This window comes from Leptospira semungkisensis (genome assembly GCF_004770055.1).
Lineage (GTDB): Bacteria > Spirochaetota > Leptospiria > Leptospirales > Leptospiraceae > Leptospira_B > Leptospira_B semungkisensis.
In genome coordinates this window covers 896,858-913,785 of record NZ_RQEP01000005.1, presented here as the reverse complement: position 1 = coordinate 913,785, position 16,928 = coordinate 896,858, and the positions used below count along the sequence as shown (strand labels likewise).

At 43.3% G+C, this 16,928-nt stretch carries 16 protein-coding genes; 2 read left to right on the top strand and 14 right to left on the bottom strand.

Going from position 1 to position 16,928, the window contains the following annotated elements; all coding sequences use genetic code 11:
* Positions 1-33: 33 nt before the first annotated feature.
* From EHO59_RS04345 to EHO59_RS18165, 11 genes are all read right to left on the bottom strand, one after another.
* On the bottom strand, positions 34-309 hold the full coding sequence (locus tag EHO59_RS04345; protein ID WP_135585094.1) for a phasin-related domain-containing protein: 276 nt from the start codon (positions 307-309) through the stop codon (positions 34-36).
* Between the two features lie 135 nt (positions 310-444).
* Positions 445-2,043 carry a phosphoenolpyruvate carboxykinase (ATP) gene (gene pckA, locus EHO59_RS04340; RefSeq protein WP_135585092.1) on the bottom strand — a complete coding sequence of 533 codons (1,599 nt, stop codon included), beginning with the start codon at positions 2,041-2,043 and terminating at the stop codon, positions 445-447.
* A 135-nt stretch (positions 2,044-2,178) separates the two neighbouring features.
* Complete coding sequence (locus tag EHO59_RS04335) at positions 2,179-3,426, bottom strand: PIN/TRAM domain-containing protein (protein ID WP_135585089.1); 1,248 nt, start codon at positions 3,424-3,426, stop codon at positions 2,179-2,181.
* A gap of 40 nt (positions 3,427-3,466) precedes the next feature.
* Complete coding sequence (locus EHO59_RS04330) at positions 3,467-4,030, bottom strand: CarD family transcriptional regulator (protein ID WP_008593510.1); 564 nt, start codon at positions 4,028-4,030, stop codon at positions 3,467-3,469.
* A gap of 110 nt (positions 4,031-4,140) precedes the next feature.
* Positions 4,141-4,812: a hypothetical protein gene (locus EHO59_RS04325; protein ID WP_135585087.1), complete on the bottom strand. Its 672-nt coding sequence runs from the start codon at positions 4,810-4,812 to the stop codon at positions 4,141-4,143.
* A gap of 153 nt (positions 4,813-4,965) precedes the next feature.
* Positions 4,966-6,444 carry a cbb3-type cytochrome c oxidase subunit I gene (locus EHO59_RS04320; protein ID WP_135585085.1) on the bottom strand — a complete coding sequence of 493 codons (1,479 nt, stop codon included), beginning with the start codon at positions 6,442-6,444 and terminating at the stop codon, positions 4,966-4,968.
* A gap of 197 nt (positions 6,445-6,641) precedes the next feature.
* Complete coding sequence (locus EHO59_RS04315; RefSeq protein ID WP_135585084.1) at positions 6,642-7,424, bottom strand: cytochrome c oxidase subunit 3 family protein; 783 nt, start codon at positions 7,422-7,424, stop codon at positions 6,642-6,644.
* Complete coding sequence (gene ctaD / locus EHO59_RS04310; RefSeq protein WP_135585082.1) at positions 7,411-8,994, bottom strand: cytochrome c oxidase subunit I; 1,584 nt, start codon at positions 8,992-8,994, stop codon at positions 7,411-7,413. Before ctaD ends, EHO59_RS04315 begins: the two co-directional genes overlap by 14 nt.
* Positions 8,995-9,006: 12 nt before the next feature.
* A complete protein-coding gene (coxB, locus tag EHO59_RS04305) occupies positions 9,007-10,032 on the bottom strand; it encodes a cytochrome c oxidase subunit II (RefSeq protein ID WP_210413022.1) in 1,026 nt (341 codons plus the stop codon).
* 26 nt (positions 10,033-10,058) lie between these two features.
* Complete coding sequence (locus EHO59_RS04300; protein WP_135585080.1) at positions 10,059-10,904, bottom strand: SCO family protein; 846 nt, start codon at positions 10,902-10,904, stop codon at positions 10,059-10,061.
* Between the two features lie 23 nt (positions 10,905-10,927).
* On the bottom strand, positions 10,928-11,089 hold the full coding sequence (locus tag EHO59_RS18165) for a hypothetical protein (RefSeq protein ID WP_167882060.1): 162 nt from the start codon (positions 11,087-11,089) through the stop codon (positions 10,928-10,930).
* Between the two features lie 258 nt (positions 11,090-11,347).
* On the opposite strand from EHO59_RS18165, the gene EHO59_RS04295 reads away from it, so the two are divergent.
* Positions 11,348-12,286, top strand: coding sequence for a COX15/CtaA family protein (locus EHO59_RS04295; protein WP_135585078.1), 939 nt, complete (start codon positions 11,348-11,350; stop codon positions 12,284-12,286).
* 1 nt (position 12,287) lies between these two features.
* Complete coding sequence (gene cyoE, locus EHO59_RS04290) at positions 12,288-13,157, top strand: heme o synthase (protein WP_135585076.1); 870 nt, start codon at positions 12,288-12,290, stop codon at positions 13,155-13,157.
* Here cyoE and EHO59_RS04285 read toward each other — a convergent pair.
* From EHO59_RS04285 to amt, 3 genes are all read right to left on the bottom strand, one after another.
* Entirely contained in the window at positions 13,154-14,269 is a 1,116-nt protein-coding gene (locus tag EHO59_RS04285; RefSeq protein ID WP_246052651.1) for an RlpA-like double-psi beta-barrel domain-containing protein, read from the bottom strand. The genes cyoE and EHO59_RS04285 overlap by 4 nt on opposite strands.
* Positions 14,270-14,321: 52 nt before the next feature.
* Positions 14,322-14,597 carry a hypothetical protein gene (locus EHO59_RS18230; RefSeq protein WP_210413021.1) on the bottom strand — a complete coding sequence of 92 codons (276 nt, stop codon included), beginning with the start codon at positions 14,595-14,597 and terminating at the stop codon, positions 14,322-14,324.
* Positions 14,598-14,746: 149 nt separating this feature from the next.
* Positions 14,747-16,846, bottom strand: coding sequence for an ammonium transporter (gene amt, locus EHO59_RS04275; protein WP_135585072.1), 2,100 nt, complete (start codon positions 16,844-16,846; stop codon positions 14,747-14,749).
* Between the last annotated feature and the right edge of the window lie 82 nt (positions 16,847-16,928).

The window sequence follows — 16,928 nt, the reverse complement described above, 5'->3', positions numbered from 1 at the left end:
GATCCGATCCGGATCTTAAGGTTCGAATAGGGATCAGCCGGCAGAACCGTTAGAATTTTTCTTTCCGAAATCTTTTTTCACTTCTTCTACTTTGGTATTTACCTGACCAGCAAGACCTTCAACGGAGCGTAACGCGTCTTCGATATATTTACGAAGATTATTAGCGACTTCACTTTGATCCTGGGAACCTTTTGCGGAGAGTTCCTTAAATTCTTTTTCCACTTTCAAAAGAATACTATCAGCTTGTTCTCTCAGAGTCTTAGCAGCTCCGATCGCGAAATTCAATGCTTCTTTGATTTCCTTTTCCATGCGTCTGTCCTTTCTTTATATATTAATTATTTATGCGGCGCACAACACCTTGTCAAGAACTTACGATCCTATAAGGCATAAAAAAAGGAGTAAGAGGAAAACCCCCTACTCCTTTTGTATTCAAAGCGGTTTCGATTAACCTAATTGAGGTCCGAAAGCGGTGAAATCGTAGTCTTTGGAACCTTCGGCATATTTCTTGAAGTTCTCAATGAACATGCCTGCCAGTTTCTTAGAAGACTCATCGTAAGCTGCTTTATCAGCCCAAGCCTCGCGAGGATCCAAAATGGAGCTATCCACACCTTCTACAGTTTTAGGATATTCAACTTGGAAGATCGGGTGCTTGGTAAATTGAGCCTTGTCGATGTTTCCGTTCATGATCTCGTCGATGATCTTACGAGTCGCTGGAAGATTCATTCTCTTACCAGTTCCATAAGCTCCACCAACCAGTCCAGTGTTCATCAGATACGCGCGAACGTTATGCTTGCGCATCTTCTCTCCCAAGAGTTTAGCATAAACAGTTGGGTGAAGTGTCATGAACGCTGCTCCGAAACAAGCGGAGAAAGTAGCGGTAGGTTCTTTCACTCCTCTTTCAGTTCCGGCAACTTTCGCAGTATATCCGGAAAGGAAGTGATACATCGCTTGTTCGATAGACAGACGAGAAACAGGAGGAAGAACTCCGAATGCATCGTAAGTCAAGAAGATGATCACTTTAGGATGATCGCCTTTGGAAGGAACTTGGATGTTTTTGATATGGTAGATAGGATAAGAAACGCGTGTGTTTTCAGTTTTTGCTGCAGAAGAATAGTCAACGACCTTTGTCTTCTCATCATAAACCACGTTCTCAAGAAGAGCGTCTCTCTTGATTGCTTCGAAGATCTCAGGCTCGGTCTTAGGATCGAGGTTGATAACCTTAGCGTAGCAACCGCCTTCGATATTGAAGATACCGTTATCGTCCCAACCGTGCTCATCGTCTCCAATCAGTTTGCGGTTCGGGTCGGTAGAAAGAGTAGTCTTGCCTGTTCCAGAAAGTCCAAAGAAGAGAGCAGTGTCTCCGTCTTTGTTTCCGATATTTGCAGAGCAGTGCATAGAAACGATCCCTTCTAACGGTAACTTATAATTCATTACCGAGAAGATACCTTTCTTCATTTCTCCGCCGTATTCGGTTCCACCGATGATGCAAAGTTTTTTGCCAAGGTGGAAGATTACGAATACGTCCGAGTTCAGACCGTGCTCTTTGTATTTCTCGTTCTTAACGCCGCAAGCGTTGATGATTGTGAACTCAGGAAGAAGGTTCGCCAATTCATCCTTGCTAGGGCGAAGGAACATGTTAGTACAGAAATGGTGCTGCCATGCTTTCTCAGAAACGACTCTCAGACCGATCCTGGTTTCAGGGTTCGCGCCAGCGTATCCGTCAAAAACATAAAGTTTTTTACCGCTAAGGTAATTTACACATTTCTCATAAAGCTCATCGAAGACTTGCTCCGACGCTTTGAAATTGATATGAGACCACCAAATATTTTTGTTAGAAGTAGGTTCATCTACAAAATATTTGTCTTTAGGGGAACGGCCGGTGAAAATCCCGGTATCAACCATCATGGTTCCGTTGGAAGAAAGGACCGTTTCTCCGTTATTCTTCTCGTGTTCGAAAATTTCGTCGTATGAAAGGTTATGGAAGACTTCGGAGGGCTCGATTCCGAGCTCCTTCAGTCCCTTCACTTGCGTCTGGGCCTGCATTGGGCTCTCCTTATTGAGATCGTATTTCAATTTTTTTTTGCTACAAGATACCGTCAATTCGGAACCGGGTCGGACTTAGAAGCAAGTCGTAAATCCAACCCGTATTTTGTCTCTTTAGGAACAAATCTCCGAAGACTATTGTTGCTGTTGTTGGTCTTGGAAATCCTTACGATTTCCGAAATCGTCCCCTCTGTCGCTTCTATCTTGGTAGTTTCCGCGATTTTGGTTCTTATTTTGGAAATCCTTACGGTTTCCTCTATCCTCTCCGCCTCTGTCTTGGCGGTCATAGCGATTGCGATCTTCTCTATCACCACCCTTGTTGCCGCGGTTTTCTTTTTCATTACTACGGTCTCCCTTCTCGGAGCCGCCACCACCGTTTCCGTTGGCCTTAGTAAAGATCATCTTACCGGCAGCAGTTTGGATGATAGAAGTCACAGTAACCTTAACTTCTTTACCGACCAAATGTCCGCCGTTCTCGATCACTACCATGGTTCCATCTTCTAGATAGCCGATGCCTTGGTTTTCGTCCTTACCTTCTTTGATAACTTGGATGCCAAGCTCTTCGCCAGGAAGAACAACAGGTTTAAGAGCATTAGCGAGAGTATTCAGGTTCAGCACCTTCACGCCTTGGAGTTCCGCTACCTTGTTCAAATTAAAATCGTTGGTTACGATCTTACCGCCGGTGTCCCTAGCGAGTTTGATCAATTTCGCGTCCACTTCTCTCGTGTCGGAATAGTCTTTATAAGTGATCTTTACTTCGATAGAGCCTTTTCTTTGGAGCTTGTTCAACATCTCCAAACCTCTGCGGCCCCTTGCTCTCTTGATCGGATCAGAAGAATCGCTGATCAACTGGATCTCTCTCAACACGAAGTTGGGAAGAATGAGAGGACCATCGATAAAATGCGTATCAGCAATATCTAATATTCTTCCATCGATAACCACAGAAGTGTCTAGGATCTTGTCCCTAACTTCGTCTTTGTTGATAGAAGCGACGCCAAATGGATCGACTAACGAAGTAGGACCTCCACCGCCTCCGCCAAAAACAGAAAGGCCGGGATCCTTTGCGAATGACTTTCCGGCGCGTGCGCCAAAGAGTCCCAAGATCAAATACAATGCTAGGTTTAGTTCTTCAAAACGGATCACAGTTCCTAAAAACCATGCAACTCCGAAACCGATCAGGGTCCCAACGCCTACGCAGAAAATAACATCTCCACGAAGCTTAGGGAATAGTTTGCTTTCACCGAACAAAAGTACGAGAGAAATTACGAGTACAAGCCCCGCACTAGAGCCTGCAAATACTAGCTCCTGAGTTTGTTTCTGCGTTACAAAGAACGACACCGAGGAGAGTACGATGGCTGTTAAGCCTTTATAGAAATATGCCATAACTCAAATCCTTCGAATATAGATTCGAGTTTTACCGGATTTATTCTTCGTCTATATCTACTGCGGCTACGGGAACTCTTTCTCCCGGAGCAAATGTACTAGCTAAAACATCTGAAACTAGGTTTCCCGCTTCTTCTTGAGAAACACCTTTGCTTAGGGCGACTTCCATCTTTACGAGATTGTATGCACTCTCGTAGAGCTTACGCTCCATGATGGACAGTTCTTTACCGTTTGCCCTACGGAATAAATTCCTGCACACATCCGCCACTTCGAAGATCGATCCGGACTTAATTTTGTTCAGGTTATTTTGGTACCTGATCTTCCAGTCCTCTTCAGTATCGACCTCATCCTTTTTGAGCAGATTGATTACTTTCTTAATGTCCTTCTTGTCGATAATAGGTCGTATTCCAACCTGTTTAGCCTTATCGACCGGGATCATAACCTTCATCTTGCTACCCTGGATTTCCATTACGTAGCACTCTTTTTTCTTTCCCAGGATAACTTTTTTAGCGATTTCGGTGATTTCACCTACTCCGTGGATCGGATAGACGACGTAGTCACCTACGCCATGATCGTAGCCAGATTGTTTCTTTTTGCCAGCCAATTAGTATTAAGACTTCCGTTAAAACTCTGCCCAAAAATATAGCAAATTTTGGGGCAAAGTCAAGGAAAAAATGAATTTGAGTCTCTAAGCGAAGAAGATGCTAGATTTTCTTAGAACTGTTGTTTATGAACCGCGGTGCGATGGAAGATTGGATCGTTCAAAGGACGAATTAGGTCTAAAGCTTTCATTGCTTCTTCTTTTCCGTAGAAGTAGCCGACGTACAACTCTCCCTGCTTCGATCGGAAGAATCTTCCTTGGAACTCAGGTCTTGCTCTCAGCAATTTTTTTCCAATCTCCATGGCTTCCAGCGAGTCTCCTGTGGGAATGGATAGGAAATAATTTTCCTTATCGGAACGGGCTGGATATTTGAGACCGTTAGAAGGTGCCGGTGCATTTGAGTTGGAAACGGAAACATTTTCCGCAGGATCCGAATTGCTCGAAGAGGCAGAAGAGCCGGACGAAGAATTTTCTCTTTCTTCCACAGACTGCTCCACTCTCTGAGAGGATTTTCCTGCATTATAAAAGGACTGGGTCTCGTTCTGAGCGAATGCCTGCTCCTTTTGGTCCAGCCGCAAACCCACGACGACTCCTCCGGTAAAGATGGAGATCGCGCCCACTAAAACCAGAAAGATCGAACGAGAACTCGGAAAAGAGCGAATGGGAGAAGAGGCTCCTCGAACATGCTGGATGGTTTGCACGGTAGGAAAGGACTCTCCAGGACGAGAGGTTTGGCCTCTATTCCCGGTTTGTTTGAGTCTTCTCGAATAATCTATGTTTTGCATGGATGATACCAAAAGCACGGACAGTACGGTGCTCTCTTTAAATATCGGCAAGAATCGCCGTTTCTCCACGGTTTTTTAAGGGATTTTAAATTCTTGCCCGATTGAAATTTTACAAAATACGAATTCAAAAGAGATCCAGTTTGCCGGAAACGTTTAAAGATTCGTTTCAGCCTGTTTTCCAGCCAGTAGAGCTTGCATTGCACCGATTAAACTTACCAAAAGTCCAATGCCAATTAGCCAAAATCCAAAAGCAGATACTTGATCCAATTCCATAAATCGGGGCTGATAATTGTGGTTTGTACCAGGGGTTTCCAGATTCGAAATGAATTGAGAGAAGAAGTTAATATTGAACCCGGAAAAGATAAACAGCCACGAAATCTTTCCTAAAAGATCGCTGTAAATTTTGTGAGTAACCTCCTGGAAGTAATAAACAAAACTTCCCATCAAAGCCATTACAGTCCCGCCTATCACGATATAAAAGGAATGGTTTGCTACAATATATGTATCATGCAAATGAACTTCAGTTTGTATCGATATGAAGTAGTTATAAATTTCTACCAAACCTCCGATAACGCACAAGAATATGAATCCATTTGCAAATAATACAGGAGAATCGAATCGCATATTCTTTCTAAATCTTAAAACAATCCGTTGAAATAACCAGATCGCTATCACGATTCCGACGAAGATAAAAATTAAAGAAAAAAGAATATTCGTAAAATCTGATTTACCAGATCCAAATTTGTAACGAATCCAAACAAAGACGAGAGTTCCAACAATCACCGAAAAAGAATACGCAGTAGCAATGAATCCAAAAATCAACTTGCGAGAATAAGCTAGTATCAACTCGGAAATCAAACAGACTGCCGGCAAAAGCATCGAATATAAAACAAAGGGAGAAAAATTGAGTGTGAACGCATATTCTATTGGCTTTGGATCTCCCACCAATCCTGAGGCAAACATTCCTACTAACGAATTTTTATCAGAAAGAAACAAGGAAGCTATACTCACTAAAGAAAAAATTGCTATACCTTGAAAAATTACGCTGAGATAAAGCGCCCAAGCTCTCCAAGGAATTTTACTTAGTCCAACATTAGGTGCTTTTGAAATATGAAAGGTTATTATAAAGTTTAAACTATTCAAGAAGGAAGAAAAACAGAGAATAAATATCCCCGAAGCTAGGTAAATCATTCTCATATCAGTGCCGGCTTCACTGTACCGAGTATACAATGTCGAATAATAATCCGCATTTCGTGAAACGAGGGCAAAAACGATCGCGGTCAACCCGATCGCAAATAAACACCAACTCAATAAGTTTAATTTCGGAAAAATTAAGTTCTTAGCTCCAATCGCTGTTGGTAGAATAAAATTTCCAAAAATTCCTGGAATGGTCGTCGCAATCAGTATAACAATTCCATAATAGAACAATATTCTATTATAAAAACCAGCGTAGTTCTGAGCATCCGTACTTGATAATTTTAAGCGAGAGGAAAGATCATAAACTCCGACCAATACGAAGAAACTTATGATCGTAATAAAATAGAGAAATCCAATATGCTTATGATCTGAAGTTTTAAGCCAGGACAAAGTTCTTTTAAAGTACTGTAGGTAATTACCGTTTCGCTCGCTCATAAACTTCCCTCTACATGAGTCGTACGTCTCAACGAATAACGAATCGCGATGAGTTGAGATTAGTTATTCAACTAAAGTTAGGATGAATTTTTGAGCGAAAATAGAATGAAATAAGCCAAATAAAAAGAAAAAGCCGAAACAATGTTTCGGCTTTCAAACGAAGCGGAGAATTTCTCCGCTCTATGTTTCTTCTGAACTTATCCCACTAAATAGAGTAGAGGGAAGAGGTAAATCCAGATCAAGTCGACTACGTGCCAGAAAAGGCCCACGCCTTCTACCGGAGTGTAGTATTCAGGACCTACTTTATTTCGGATTACTTTCAAAAGCACCCAGAAGATCAAGAAGGCTCCTGCAAGAACGTGCAAACCGTGAATACCGGACATTACGAAATAGAATCCGAAGAACAAAGGCCAATTCTTGGTATTGTTCAAAAGAGTTAAATGCTCGTATTCGGTCTCATCGAGATGCAATTTATGCTCTCTTTCTTCTACGCTAAGCTTAGAAGCTTCTGCAAGAAGAGCGCCTACTCGAGTGACTTTCTCACCAGAAGGACTGAGTTCTTCTTCGTATGCGTATTTGCCAGGAACAGTTCCTACGTGGAATTTGTGAGTGTACTCGAAGTATTTCACAACCATGAAGATACCGGCACAAGCAATCGTTACCGCTAATGCGATGATTGCCTTGTTTCTGAGTCCTCTTTGCACATAGTTAATTCCCAACGCCATGGTAAAGGAACTAAAGAGAAGAACAACTGTGTTCAAAGCTCCCAGAGTAACGGAAAGCTGCTTACTTCCCGCATGGAAAATCTGAGGATACAATGAATGGTAGATTGAATATCCGACAAACAGTCCCCCGAACATCAGGATCTCTGTTACTAGGAATAACCAAATCCCTTGTTTAGAAGATTCGTATTGGTGCTCCGCGCTATCGAAGTGATGAGCGTGGTGGAAACCCGCACCCGCGTGATTAGCGGTACTCATATGGCCCTCCGGTCAGTACTGGGGTCTTATCAAAGTTTTCGTGTGGAGGAGGAGAAGGAATAGTCCACTCCAAAGTTTTTCCTCCGAAAGGATTCATTCCTGCTTCTTTCCCTTTCAGGAGAGCAAAGATTACTCCAAAGAATCCAACCAAGAATCCGGTTCCAATCAACCAAGATCCGAAAGTAGACATTTGGTTCAACTCGGTGAATGTAGGAAGATAATCGTAGTATCTACGAGGCATTCCCATATTTCCCAAAATAAATTGAGGGAAGAAAGTTACGTTAAATCCGGAGAAGATGAATACCCAGGAAATTCTTCCGATTGTGTCGTTATAAAGCTTACCGGTAACCTTAGGGAACCAGTAGATCAAGGCTCCCATAAGAGCCATCAAAGTTCCTCCAACCATCACGTAATGGAAGTGAGCAACCACGAAGTAAGTATCGTGGAAGTGAATGTCAATACCGGTAGAAGCCAGATACACTCCGGTCAAACCGCCGATGGTGAATAGGAACATGAACCCGATCGCAAACAACATCGGAGAATCCAAGCGAATGCTTCCCTTATACATGGTTGCAATCCAGTTGAACAACTTGATCGCAGTAGGAACACCTACAAGCATCGTGATGAAAGAGAACAGAACTCCCGCAAACTCGGATTGTCCAGACACGAACATGTGGTGTCCCCAAACCAAGAAGGAAACTCCTGCGATCGCTAAGGAAGAGTAAGCGATTGCGGTATATCCGAAGATCGTCTTACGAGAGAATGTAGCAACCAACTCGGAAACCACTCCCATCGCAGGCAAGATCATGATGTAAACCGCAGGGTGAGAATAGAACCAGAAGAAGTGCTGGAACAGAACCGGATCTCCACCCAATTGAGGATCGAAGATACCAACACCCAAAGTCTTTTCTGCAATCAAAAGAAGCAGAGTGATCGCGAGTACTGGAGTTGCGAGAACCTGTAGAATAGCAGTGGAATACAATGCCCAAACCATCAGAGGAATTCTCGTCATCGTCATTCCAGGAGCGCGAAGCTTGTGGGTAGTAACGATGAAGTTCAGACCTGTTAGAATGGAGGAGAATCCAATGATGAATACTCCCAAAACCATCGGAATCACACCCATTCCCGTCTTGATAGAAGAGTATGGAGTGTAGAAAGTCCAACCGGTATCTACGTTTTGCATGAACAGAGTAGAACCGGTGATCGCAGCTCCGATCATCAGCATGTACCAGCTCATTAAGTTCAATCTTGGGAAGGCAACGTCTTTCGCTCCGATCATGATCGGTAGAACGAAGTTTCCGAAGATTGCAGGAATCCCTGGAACGATTACCATGAACACCATAATGGCTCCATGGTAAGTCATCATTCTATTGTAAACGTCTGCAGAGAAAAGAGTTTTCCCCGGTGTAAATAATTCAGCGCGAACCAAAAGTGCAAAGACCCCTCCTAAAAAGAAGAAGCTCATGATTGCGATAAAATACATGATCCCGATACGCTTATGATCTAAAGTCGTAAGCCAGGACCAAATCCCCTTTTGGTGATTCAGGTAGTTATGTTGATCGTGGGCCATTTGTCCGTAATCCTATTTAAGGGTCTTAATGAATTCGATGATATCCTTGATCTCGTCCTCTTTGATCCTTCCTTGAAAGGAAGACATCGCAGGAGGAAATCCAGCCACGACTTTCGCGGTAGGAACAAGGATTGATTGTTTGATATAAGCATCGTCGGCAACTACGGAAGATCCGTCGGCAAAGTCTCGTTTATTGCCGTAAAGTCCCTTGAAGCTCGGACCAACAATTCTGGAACCGTCGAGAGAGTGACATCCGCTGCAACCAAGGCTTCCTTTAAACAAGGCCTCTCCTCTTTGCGCAGGACCAGCATCCGCAGCTCCGGCTTTTTTACCGATCTCGGCAGCTTGCCATGCTGTGAATTGCTCTGAATCAACCACTCGAATCGTAGCCATCATGTTAGAGTGCTTAGTTCCGCAGTACTCAGTACAGAATACAGTGAAGTCCCCTTTCTCAATCGGAGTGAAAGTGAAAGTAGTTCTTCTACCAGGAACCGCATCCATTTTGTTTCGGAATGCAGGAACATAGAAGCTATGAAGAACGTCATCGGAAGTTAAGATAAAACGGATGGTTTTGCCTACCGGAACCACTACGATCTCAGGTTTTAAGAGAGTGGATTCAGGAATGTTCGGCTCCAGTTTATCGCCTGTAGGGCTGTTTACCTCGATACCATTCGCATATTTGAAAGTCCAAGCCCACTGACGAGCTGTTACGTGAACTTCAACGTCGCCTTTTACGCCGACTTTGCGAAGATCGTGAAACACATTCCATCCCCAAGCAAAAATGACCATCATGATCACAAAAGGAATAAAAGACCAAAGAAACTCAGCTAGAGTATTGTGCGTAATGTACGCGCTTTTTTGGTCCTCAGTTTTCCTTCTATACTTGAAAATGAATATTACCATCCCCCCGATGAGAATGATAAAAGAGATAAGGCCCGAAACAAGAAGAAAGATGTAAAGATTATCCACATCTCCCGATTCTTTAGTCGCTGGAACCGGCATAAAGCTTGTCGCCGGAATAAAAGAGAACCAGTTCATCGGATCGAAATCACTCCTTCCTTTTTTTATACTGTACTAGACGAGTTTTGTTTCTTCCAAAAGAGGAATAAGAACGCTGCAAGAACGAGGACGGTGAGAAAACCGCCGACTCGCATGATATTGAACGCGTATAATGTATACCTATTTTTGGATGGATCAAATTGGAAGCAAAAAAGGGCAACACGGTCGGTCAAATCGCCGATTTTGCCATCTCCAGCCTCCACAAGAGACAAACGAAGCGTGCGCTCCTCCACAGGAATTCCTTTCAAATATCGTGAAATCTTTCCTTCGGGAGTAATGACATACGCAACGGATACGTGAACCCATTGATCGTTATAAGGATTCCATTTATAAGTGAAACCAAGACTGGATGCAAGTGTCTTGATCTCGGGATCGTTTCCTGTTAGAAAGCTCCAACCGCTTCCGTTCCCTCTACCGTAATCCTTGACATAAACCTCTTTTTTTTGTTTTGCGAGGTCCGGTTTTTCTTTCGGGTCAAAGCTTACGGCCACATAGTTGAATTCTTTACCAACTTCCCAACTTAATTCTTTAAGAGCGTTAGAAAGTTCGTTTAGATAAAGATTACAAAGAGTAGGACATCTATAATAAACTAAGGTGAGAAGAAGAGGCTTGCCTTCTTTCAGATAATCTCCGATCCGAACTTGCTTTCCTTCGTCGTCAATGAAGGTTAAATTCGTATCGATTGAGTTACCTAGCTTTTCTTCTAAGCCTACTCCTTCTAACTCGGGAGGAACAGCATGAGCTGGTAGAACTCTTTCCGAATCATAAGATAAAAGGGAGAAGAAAGGTAGGAAGAATATTAGAACCGCAGCAACTTTTTGAAACCGCTGCGGTGTATTGCGAGAGACCAAGTTCTTAGTCCTTGCGATCTTCCTTATTTCGCCGGCGCCGAAGTGTTAGAAGGAGCTACTTGGTTGTAGTCTTTCACTCCGTGATGGAATGCGCTAAGATATACAAAATAAAGAATGTTTGCGGCCAACACGACCACGAATGTCCAAAAACCTGCCTTATTGTAATGGTCGTTGTTTTGGCTCATGGGAAATGACTCCTAAATATAAGAAAAAAGCGATTCGCTTAGTTGAAAAGCGAAGATGCAACCAGTCTCGAAGACCTATACTTTTTTTGGAAGCCTTTTTGTTTTTAAGCTTTCATGAAGAATCATATTCGACATAAAATCCGTGAGAATCAGTCTCAGAGCAAACTACGGTTCAAATCACTAGTTACCAAATCTCTTGCTCCAAATGCCGCCCGTTCAAGTATGGTAACAAAGCTCGGATCTTCCGAGAGAAACAGAATGACCGCATCGAATTATTCTCATTTCGGAAAGTTTTCTCGCTTTCTTGTTATATATACAGTACTTATCTTTTTAAATCTTTTATACGGACCATTAGTAAGAGCAACTGATTCAGGTCTTGCTTGTCCTGATTGGCCTTTCTGCTTCGGAAAAGTTTTCCCGGATTTTGATTTCAAAATCTTTATGGAAGTCGGTCATAGATTTTATTCTATGTTCTTAGGTTTCATTCTGATAGGCGGGACTGTTTGGACTGCGTCTGTAAAAGAGTTACGCAAACCTTTCCTACCATATTTCATCGTTGGGATCTTATTGATCCTATCTCAAGCGACCTTAGGAGGACTTACTGTTCTTTGGTCCTTGGATCCTGCGACTGTGAATCTTCACTTGCTTAACGCGATCTTATTCTTACTCTGTATTTTTACCGCTACTTTGAAATCGATTCATTTAAGAAATGAGAATCGAACAAACGAATTCGTTTCCGGCAATTCTCTTCTGAAGAAAGAGCAGATCCCTCTTCTTGTGGGAGTTCTCTTGGTCTTCTTTCAAATCATCTTAGGAGGAAGAGTGAGTTCCAATTATGCAGGCCTTGCTTGTTTGGAATTTCCTACCTGCAACGGAGAATGGATCCCTTCCGTCCCAGAGCCTAAGATACAAATCCAAGTGCAACACAGACTCGGAGCTTATCTGGTAGCATTTTATCTTTTAATAATAAACCTTTATGGAATATTGAGAGAATTCTCTCCGAAGGCCAAAAAATACGTTCGGATCGCGATCGTTCTTCTTTTAATTCAAATCGGATTGGGAGTTGTGAACGTTTATATGAAGCTTCCGAAGCTGATTACTGCGGCCCATACTGGAATTGCTGTGCTTTTATTCTTATCTGTGTATGCAATTTGGTTGCAAAGGGCTTCCGAACTGCCCAAGGAAAAGGTAGCGTAAGATGAAAGATTTCCTTTCCGACTGGAACCAGATGATCAAGCCGAGAGTGAGTTCTCTCGTTTTAGCTACTGCAATTCCAGGAATGTATTTGGGAGCGCCTAGTTCTCCCAGCGCACTTCTTCTTTTCATGACCTTGTTCGGAACATTCTTGATGTCTTCTGCTTCCTTCATCTTCAACCAAGCTTTGGAGAAGGATAGAGACGCAAAGATGAAACGCACTGCGAATCGCCCAATCCCCGCAGGAAGGATCAGCATCACTACTGCAGTGATCGTAGGATTCTTGATGACCGGACTCGCATTTGGGATCCTGTATTATTTTGCAAATCTACTGACTGCGATCTGTGCGTTTGCAGCATTGCTCGCTTATGTTTTTCTTTATACGATCTTACTGAAACCTAGAACTCACCAGAACATCGTAATTGGCGGTGTCGCAGGCTGTGTAGGACCTTTAATCGGGTATGCCGCTGTTTGCAATGATCTTCCTTTGCCTGCTTGGATTCTGTTCTTAATGATTTTCTTATGGACTCCGGCTCACTTCTGGGCACTTGCAATTTTCTTAAAAGAAGATTACAGCGACGCAAACTTTCCTATGCTCCCGGTAGTTAAGGGTGTAAAGGAAACTGGACGCTCTATTCTATTTTATACTGTTCTCTATGTAGGTTCCGTATTCGCTTTCTATTGGGCCGAGCCTTCGATGGGTGTGCTTTATATGGCGGCTTCTGTGATTTTAAGTATCTCTATCATTTATCTTTCGATAAAGCTTTTGAGAAATCCGGAGCCTAAGTTTGCGAGAGGATTCTTCTTCTTTAGTATATTGCATCTTTTCCTGATCAATATACTGATCTTAGTGGATCACGCGATCTCTTCCTAAGGTTTGCAGCGGACTAAACTTCCGTCCTTTCTAAAGAAAATTCGCATTTCCATTCCCTTCTCCGGAGCAATTGCATGATAATCCAATTTGCATTCCGTTTCGGAAGGCGAATACGGGTTGCGGGGAAGTTTCTCTTGAGGACACCAAAATCTTTCCTTTTCGGATGTGTACATTCGCCAATCCGAAGGGTATAAGGGAAAAATCCCTGCATCCAAGAATGTATTTCTAGAAAGTTCTGCAGGCTGATAGGGACTTCCTCCGCCGTGAACTCCTACAAAGATATCCATTCGATCGTCTCGGATGTATAGAGGCGATCCGGTATCATTCAGACAAAAGTATCCGTCGTGAACCTTTCCGTCCTGCATTCGGATCCTCTTCTCTTTGATTTTAGGTATGTAGGCAAGTGCACCGATCACCTTGGACTTACTGCAAGAAGAGATCTTTGAGCGAAGCTTCTCGCATAGATCCTTAAAACTGATCGCAATCGTTCGATACGGATATACTTGGTATCCATATCCGGCTCCCCAACCCCATTCCAGATCGTAGAGCTCGTATTTTCCTTCTCCAGCAAAATGGTACTTCTTTCCATCCTTGGCGATTCCGCTTCCTTCCCAACGAACCTGCTCTAGGAATGTTGCAGAAGCTCTACCGATTTCTTTTCCAGAAGGGGAATACGCTGCGATCTCTGTTCCGGGAAACGCTTCTTCTAAAGCGAGATGATAATAGGTAGGATAATAGATTCCTAAACTTTGAGACTCTGTCTTTTCTAATCGATCTGCATCTTCTTGTTGGAGCAATTGATACAAAGATTTTGGGGAATGGTCCCGACTCGTTTGCATCGGACGAAATGAACTTTGGTATCCGAGTGCCTTTAAATTCTTACGAGGATACTGACAAATTTGCTTTGAAGTTCGTATCTTCCAGTATTCGGTGTTCTGTGGGAACTCTTCTAGAACGGCAGCTTCTCCGTGAAAGATGCGAGCGCTCTTATTCTCCGAGATCTTGCATTCGCATCCTTCTGGAGAATTTAGGCATAGGACCTTCGCGTATATAGGCGAATGGCTTTGGCTATATATGATATTGGGGAGAAGTAATAGAAGGGAGACGAGCAATATCCCGCTCCCCAAAGGGAGCGGGACCAGTTTTATCCGAGAAAAAGCAAACTTAGTCGTTGCTTTCTCCTTCGCTTGAACCACCGAATCCTCCGGAAGGAAACAGGCTTGGTGCAGGCGTAGGCTCGGGGGTTGCAACTGGAGCTGCAGGACGAGCCACCGGTTTAGAAGCAGTTTTCTTTTTAGCCGCTGCTTTCTTCTTAGGAGCGACCTTTTTCTTTGCTGCTTTCTTTTTTGGGGCTTTGACTAGCTTTTTCTTAGCTACTTTCTTTTTGGCCGCCTTTTTCTTAGGTGCGGCTTTCTTCTTTGCTTTCTTCTTAGCTACCATGGTAGATACTCCTTGTATCTGGGGGAAATCTTTCCGTTATTTCTAGAGTAAATTTCCACTCGTAAGACTTGGAGCAAAAAGAGTAAAATCTTTTTTCATTTTCTTTCATTAAACAAGTTAAAACGATTCATTATACTTAGATTAAATCGTTAACTCGCACTGAATGAGTATCCTAGATTGCCGAAGCTCTCTTCTGGAGAGCGAAGTCTATGACTGATTAAGAAGGTTTTGACTAAACCCTTACCTTTTACTTTGATTTCTCCCCTTTCAGTTAAAGCAAAATCGGATCTGATTAGATCTGCAGTCGATTCCGTTACCTGAATTTCACCTGCAACTCCATGAGATTCCATTCTACTAGCTAGATTGACCGCATCTCCCCAGATATCGTAGATGAATTTCTTAGTTCCAATCACTCCTGCGACAACTGGACCAGTGTTGATCCCTATCCTCATGCGAAGTTTCGTACCCATTCTCTTCAATCGGAACCTAGAAAGTATCTCCTTCATGTCCCAAGCCATGTGAGCAACTAACAGAGGATGCATTTGATTCGGCACTGGAAGGCCTCCTACGGCCATATATGCGTCTCCGATGGTCTTGATCTTCTCCAGTCCGTATTTTTCTGCTAATACATCGAAATGAGAGAAAACTTCGTTTAAGATACGAACCACTGATTCAGGCTTCATTGAGGCCGAGATCTTGGTAAACCCGACTATATCGGCGAAAAGGATTGATACATTCGGATGACTGTCCGCAATCAAACCTACGTTGGACTTTAATTCCTCCGCAATGCTTCCCGGAAGAATATTGAGAAGCAACTTCTCCGCTTTATCTTGCTCTATTTGTACCTTTTCATAAGCGTTAGCGATCTCAATTCTCGCCTTTTCATTCTCCGCAAGAGTGGTCCTCACTGTATCTAAGACCAAATTGTAACGTTCTGCGATCTGACCGACTTCGGTAAAAGGTTCCACGGGAACATCTACAGCAAGATCACCGGTTTTTCTTTGGTAGTCCATCGCTAAGAAGAGATCTATAAGCTCGGTAGTTGCCTTGTGCTCGGAAATATTCAGTCCCATTCTTTCCTCGTCCCCATCGACTCGGAGAGAAGAGAATTTATTCAGAAGCTGAAAGATGCACCAAGACAAACCGAATGCGAATCCTCCCACGGAAACTATGCCGATTACTTGGGTGAGTAAGAGAGAAGACCTTTCTATATTGGGATCGATTAATTTCAGATTTCCGAAGAGGCCTACTGCGATGGTTCCCCAGATACCGCCGATCAAATGGACCGGTATAGCTCCGACTGCATCGTCTATCTTAAATCTTTCTAAGAGTTTTTCGGAAGGAAGTACCATTGCACCTGCAATGCTTCCGATAATCGCGGCCTGGATCGGAGTAAAGCAGTCGGCTCCCGCGGTAATCGCAACGAGTCCTGCAAGAGAACCATTCAAAGGAGCAGTCGCTTCTGGAAATCCTTTGATCAACCAAGCAGATAGCATGGCTACCATCAAAGAAAATCCTGAAGAAATGATCGTGTTCAAGATGATGCCGGGGACTTTTTCATTAAATCCTAATGTACTTCCTCCGTTAAAGCCCATCCATCCAAACCAAAGAAGAATTCCTCCGAGCATTGCCATCGGTAAGTTGCTTCCTGTAACCGTCTTGGCTTCTCCGCCTTCTGGAAATCTTCCGATCCGAGGTCCTACTACGAGAAGAAGGGCGAGAGAAACCCAACCTCCCACACTGTGCACTAGAGTAGAACCTGCGAAATCATGAAAGCCTCTGGACGCGAGCCATCCATGCTCTTCTCCAGTTAAACTTCCTCCCCAACACCAATGTCCTGCGATCGGATAGATCACTCCGGAAATAAGAGCCGTCGCTAAAAGATACGAATGAAATTTTAATCTTTCTGCAACTGCTCCAGAGACTATAGTCGCCGAAGTTCCGCAGAACACGAGTTGGAATAAGAAGAATGTAGGAGGCCACGCCTTTCCTTCCGGAAAGACTGGCGAGAATAAAGAAGTTCCTATGATCCCGTTCCAAGATGCTCCGAACATGAGCCCGAAACCGAATGTGTAAAAGAGAAGAGTGGCGACTCCGAAATCGGCAACGTTCTTGATCGCTACGTTGATGGAATTCTTTGCTCGTGTCAGTCCTGACTCTAAGACCAGAAATCCTCCCTGCATGATCAAAACCAAGCCGGAACAAACTAAAACCCAGAGAATGTCTATTAAGCTCTTCTCTATATTCATAAAAGCGAATCCCTCCGAAAAAGATCCCAACTAATAGTTCTTCGCTTATTAATCTAAATTATCGGAAGCATTATATTCGCGT

Bases quoted from the DNA above. Each gene is read 5' to 3' on its own strand.
- EHO59_RS04295 (WP_135585078.1), top strand. From the start codon at position 11,348: ATGACCGCATCGAATTATTCTCATTTCGGAAAGTTTTCTCGCTTTCTT.
- amt (WP_135585072.1), bottom strand. From the start codon at position 16,846: ATGAATATAGAGAAGAGCTTAATAGACATTCTCTGGGTTTTAGTTTGT.
- EHO59_RS04320 (WP_135585085.1), bottom strand. From the start codon at position 6,444: ATGAGCGAGCGAAACGGTAATTACCTACAGTACTTTAAAAGAACTTTG.
- EHO59_RS18230 (WP_210413021.1), bottom strand. From the start codon at position 14,597: ATGGTAGCTAAGAAGAAAGCAAAGAAGAAAGCCGCACCTAAGAAAAAG.
- pckA (WP_135585092.1), bottom strand. From the start codon at position 2,043: ATGCAGGCCCAGACGCAAGTGAAGGGACTGAAGGAGCTCGGAATCGAG.
- ctaD (WP_135585082.1), bottom strand. From the start codon at position 8,994: ATGGCCCACGATCAACATAACTACCTGAATCACCAAAAGGGGATTTGG.
- EHO59_RS18165 (WP_167882060.1), bottom strand. From the start codon at position 11,089: ATGAGCCAAAACAACGACCATTACAATAAGGCAGGTTTTTGGACATTC.
- EHO59_RS04315 (WP_135585084.1), bottom strand. From the start codon at position 7,424: ATGAGTACCGCTAATCACGCGGGTGCGGGTTTCCACCACGCTCATCAC.
- EHO59_RS04345 (WP_135585094.1), bottom strand. From the start codon at position 309: ATGGAAAAGGAAATCAAAGAAGCATTGAATTTCGCGATCGGAGCTGCT.
- EHO59_RS04325 (WP_135585087.1), bottom strand. From the start codon at position 4,812: ATGCAAAACATAGATTATTCGAGAAGACTCAAACAAACCGGGAATAGA.
- coxB (WP_210413022.1), bottom strand. From the start codon at position 10,032: ATGAACTGGTTCTCTTTTATTCCGGCGACAAGCTTTATGCCGGTTCCA.
- EHO59_RS04335 (WP_135585089.1), bottom strand. From the start codon at position 3,426: ATGGCATATTTCTATAAAGGCTTAACAGCCATCGTACTCTCCTCGGTG.
- cyoE (WP_135585076.1), top strand. From the start codon at position 12,288: ATGAAAGATTTCCTTTCCGACTGGAACCAGATGATCAAGCCGAGAGTG.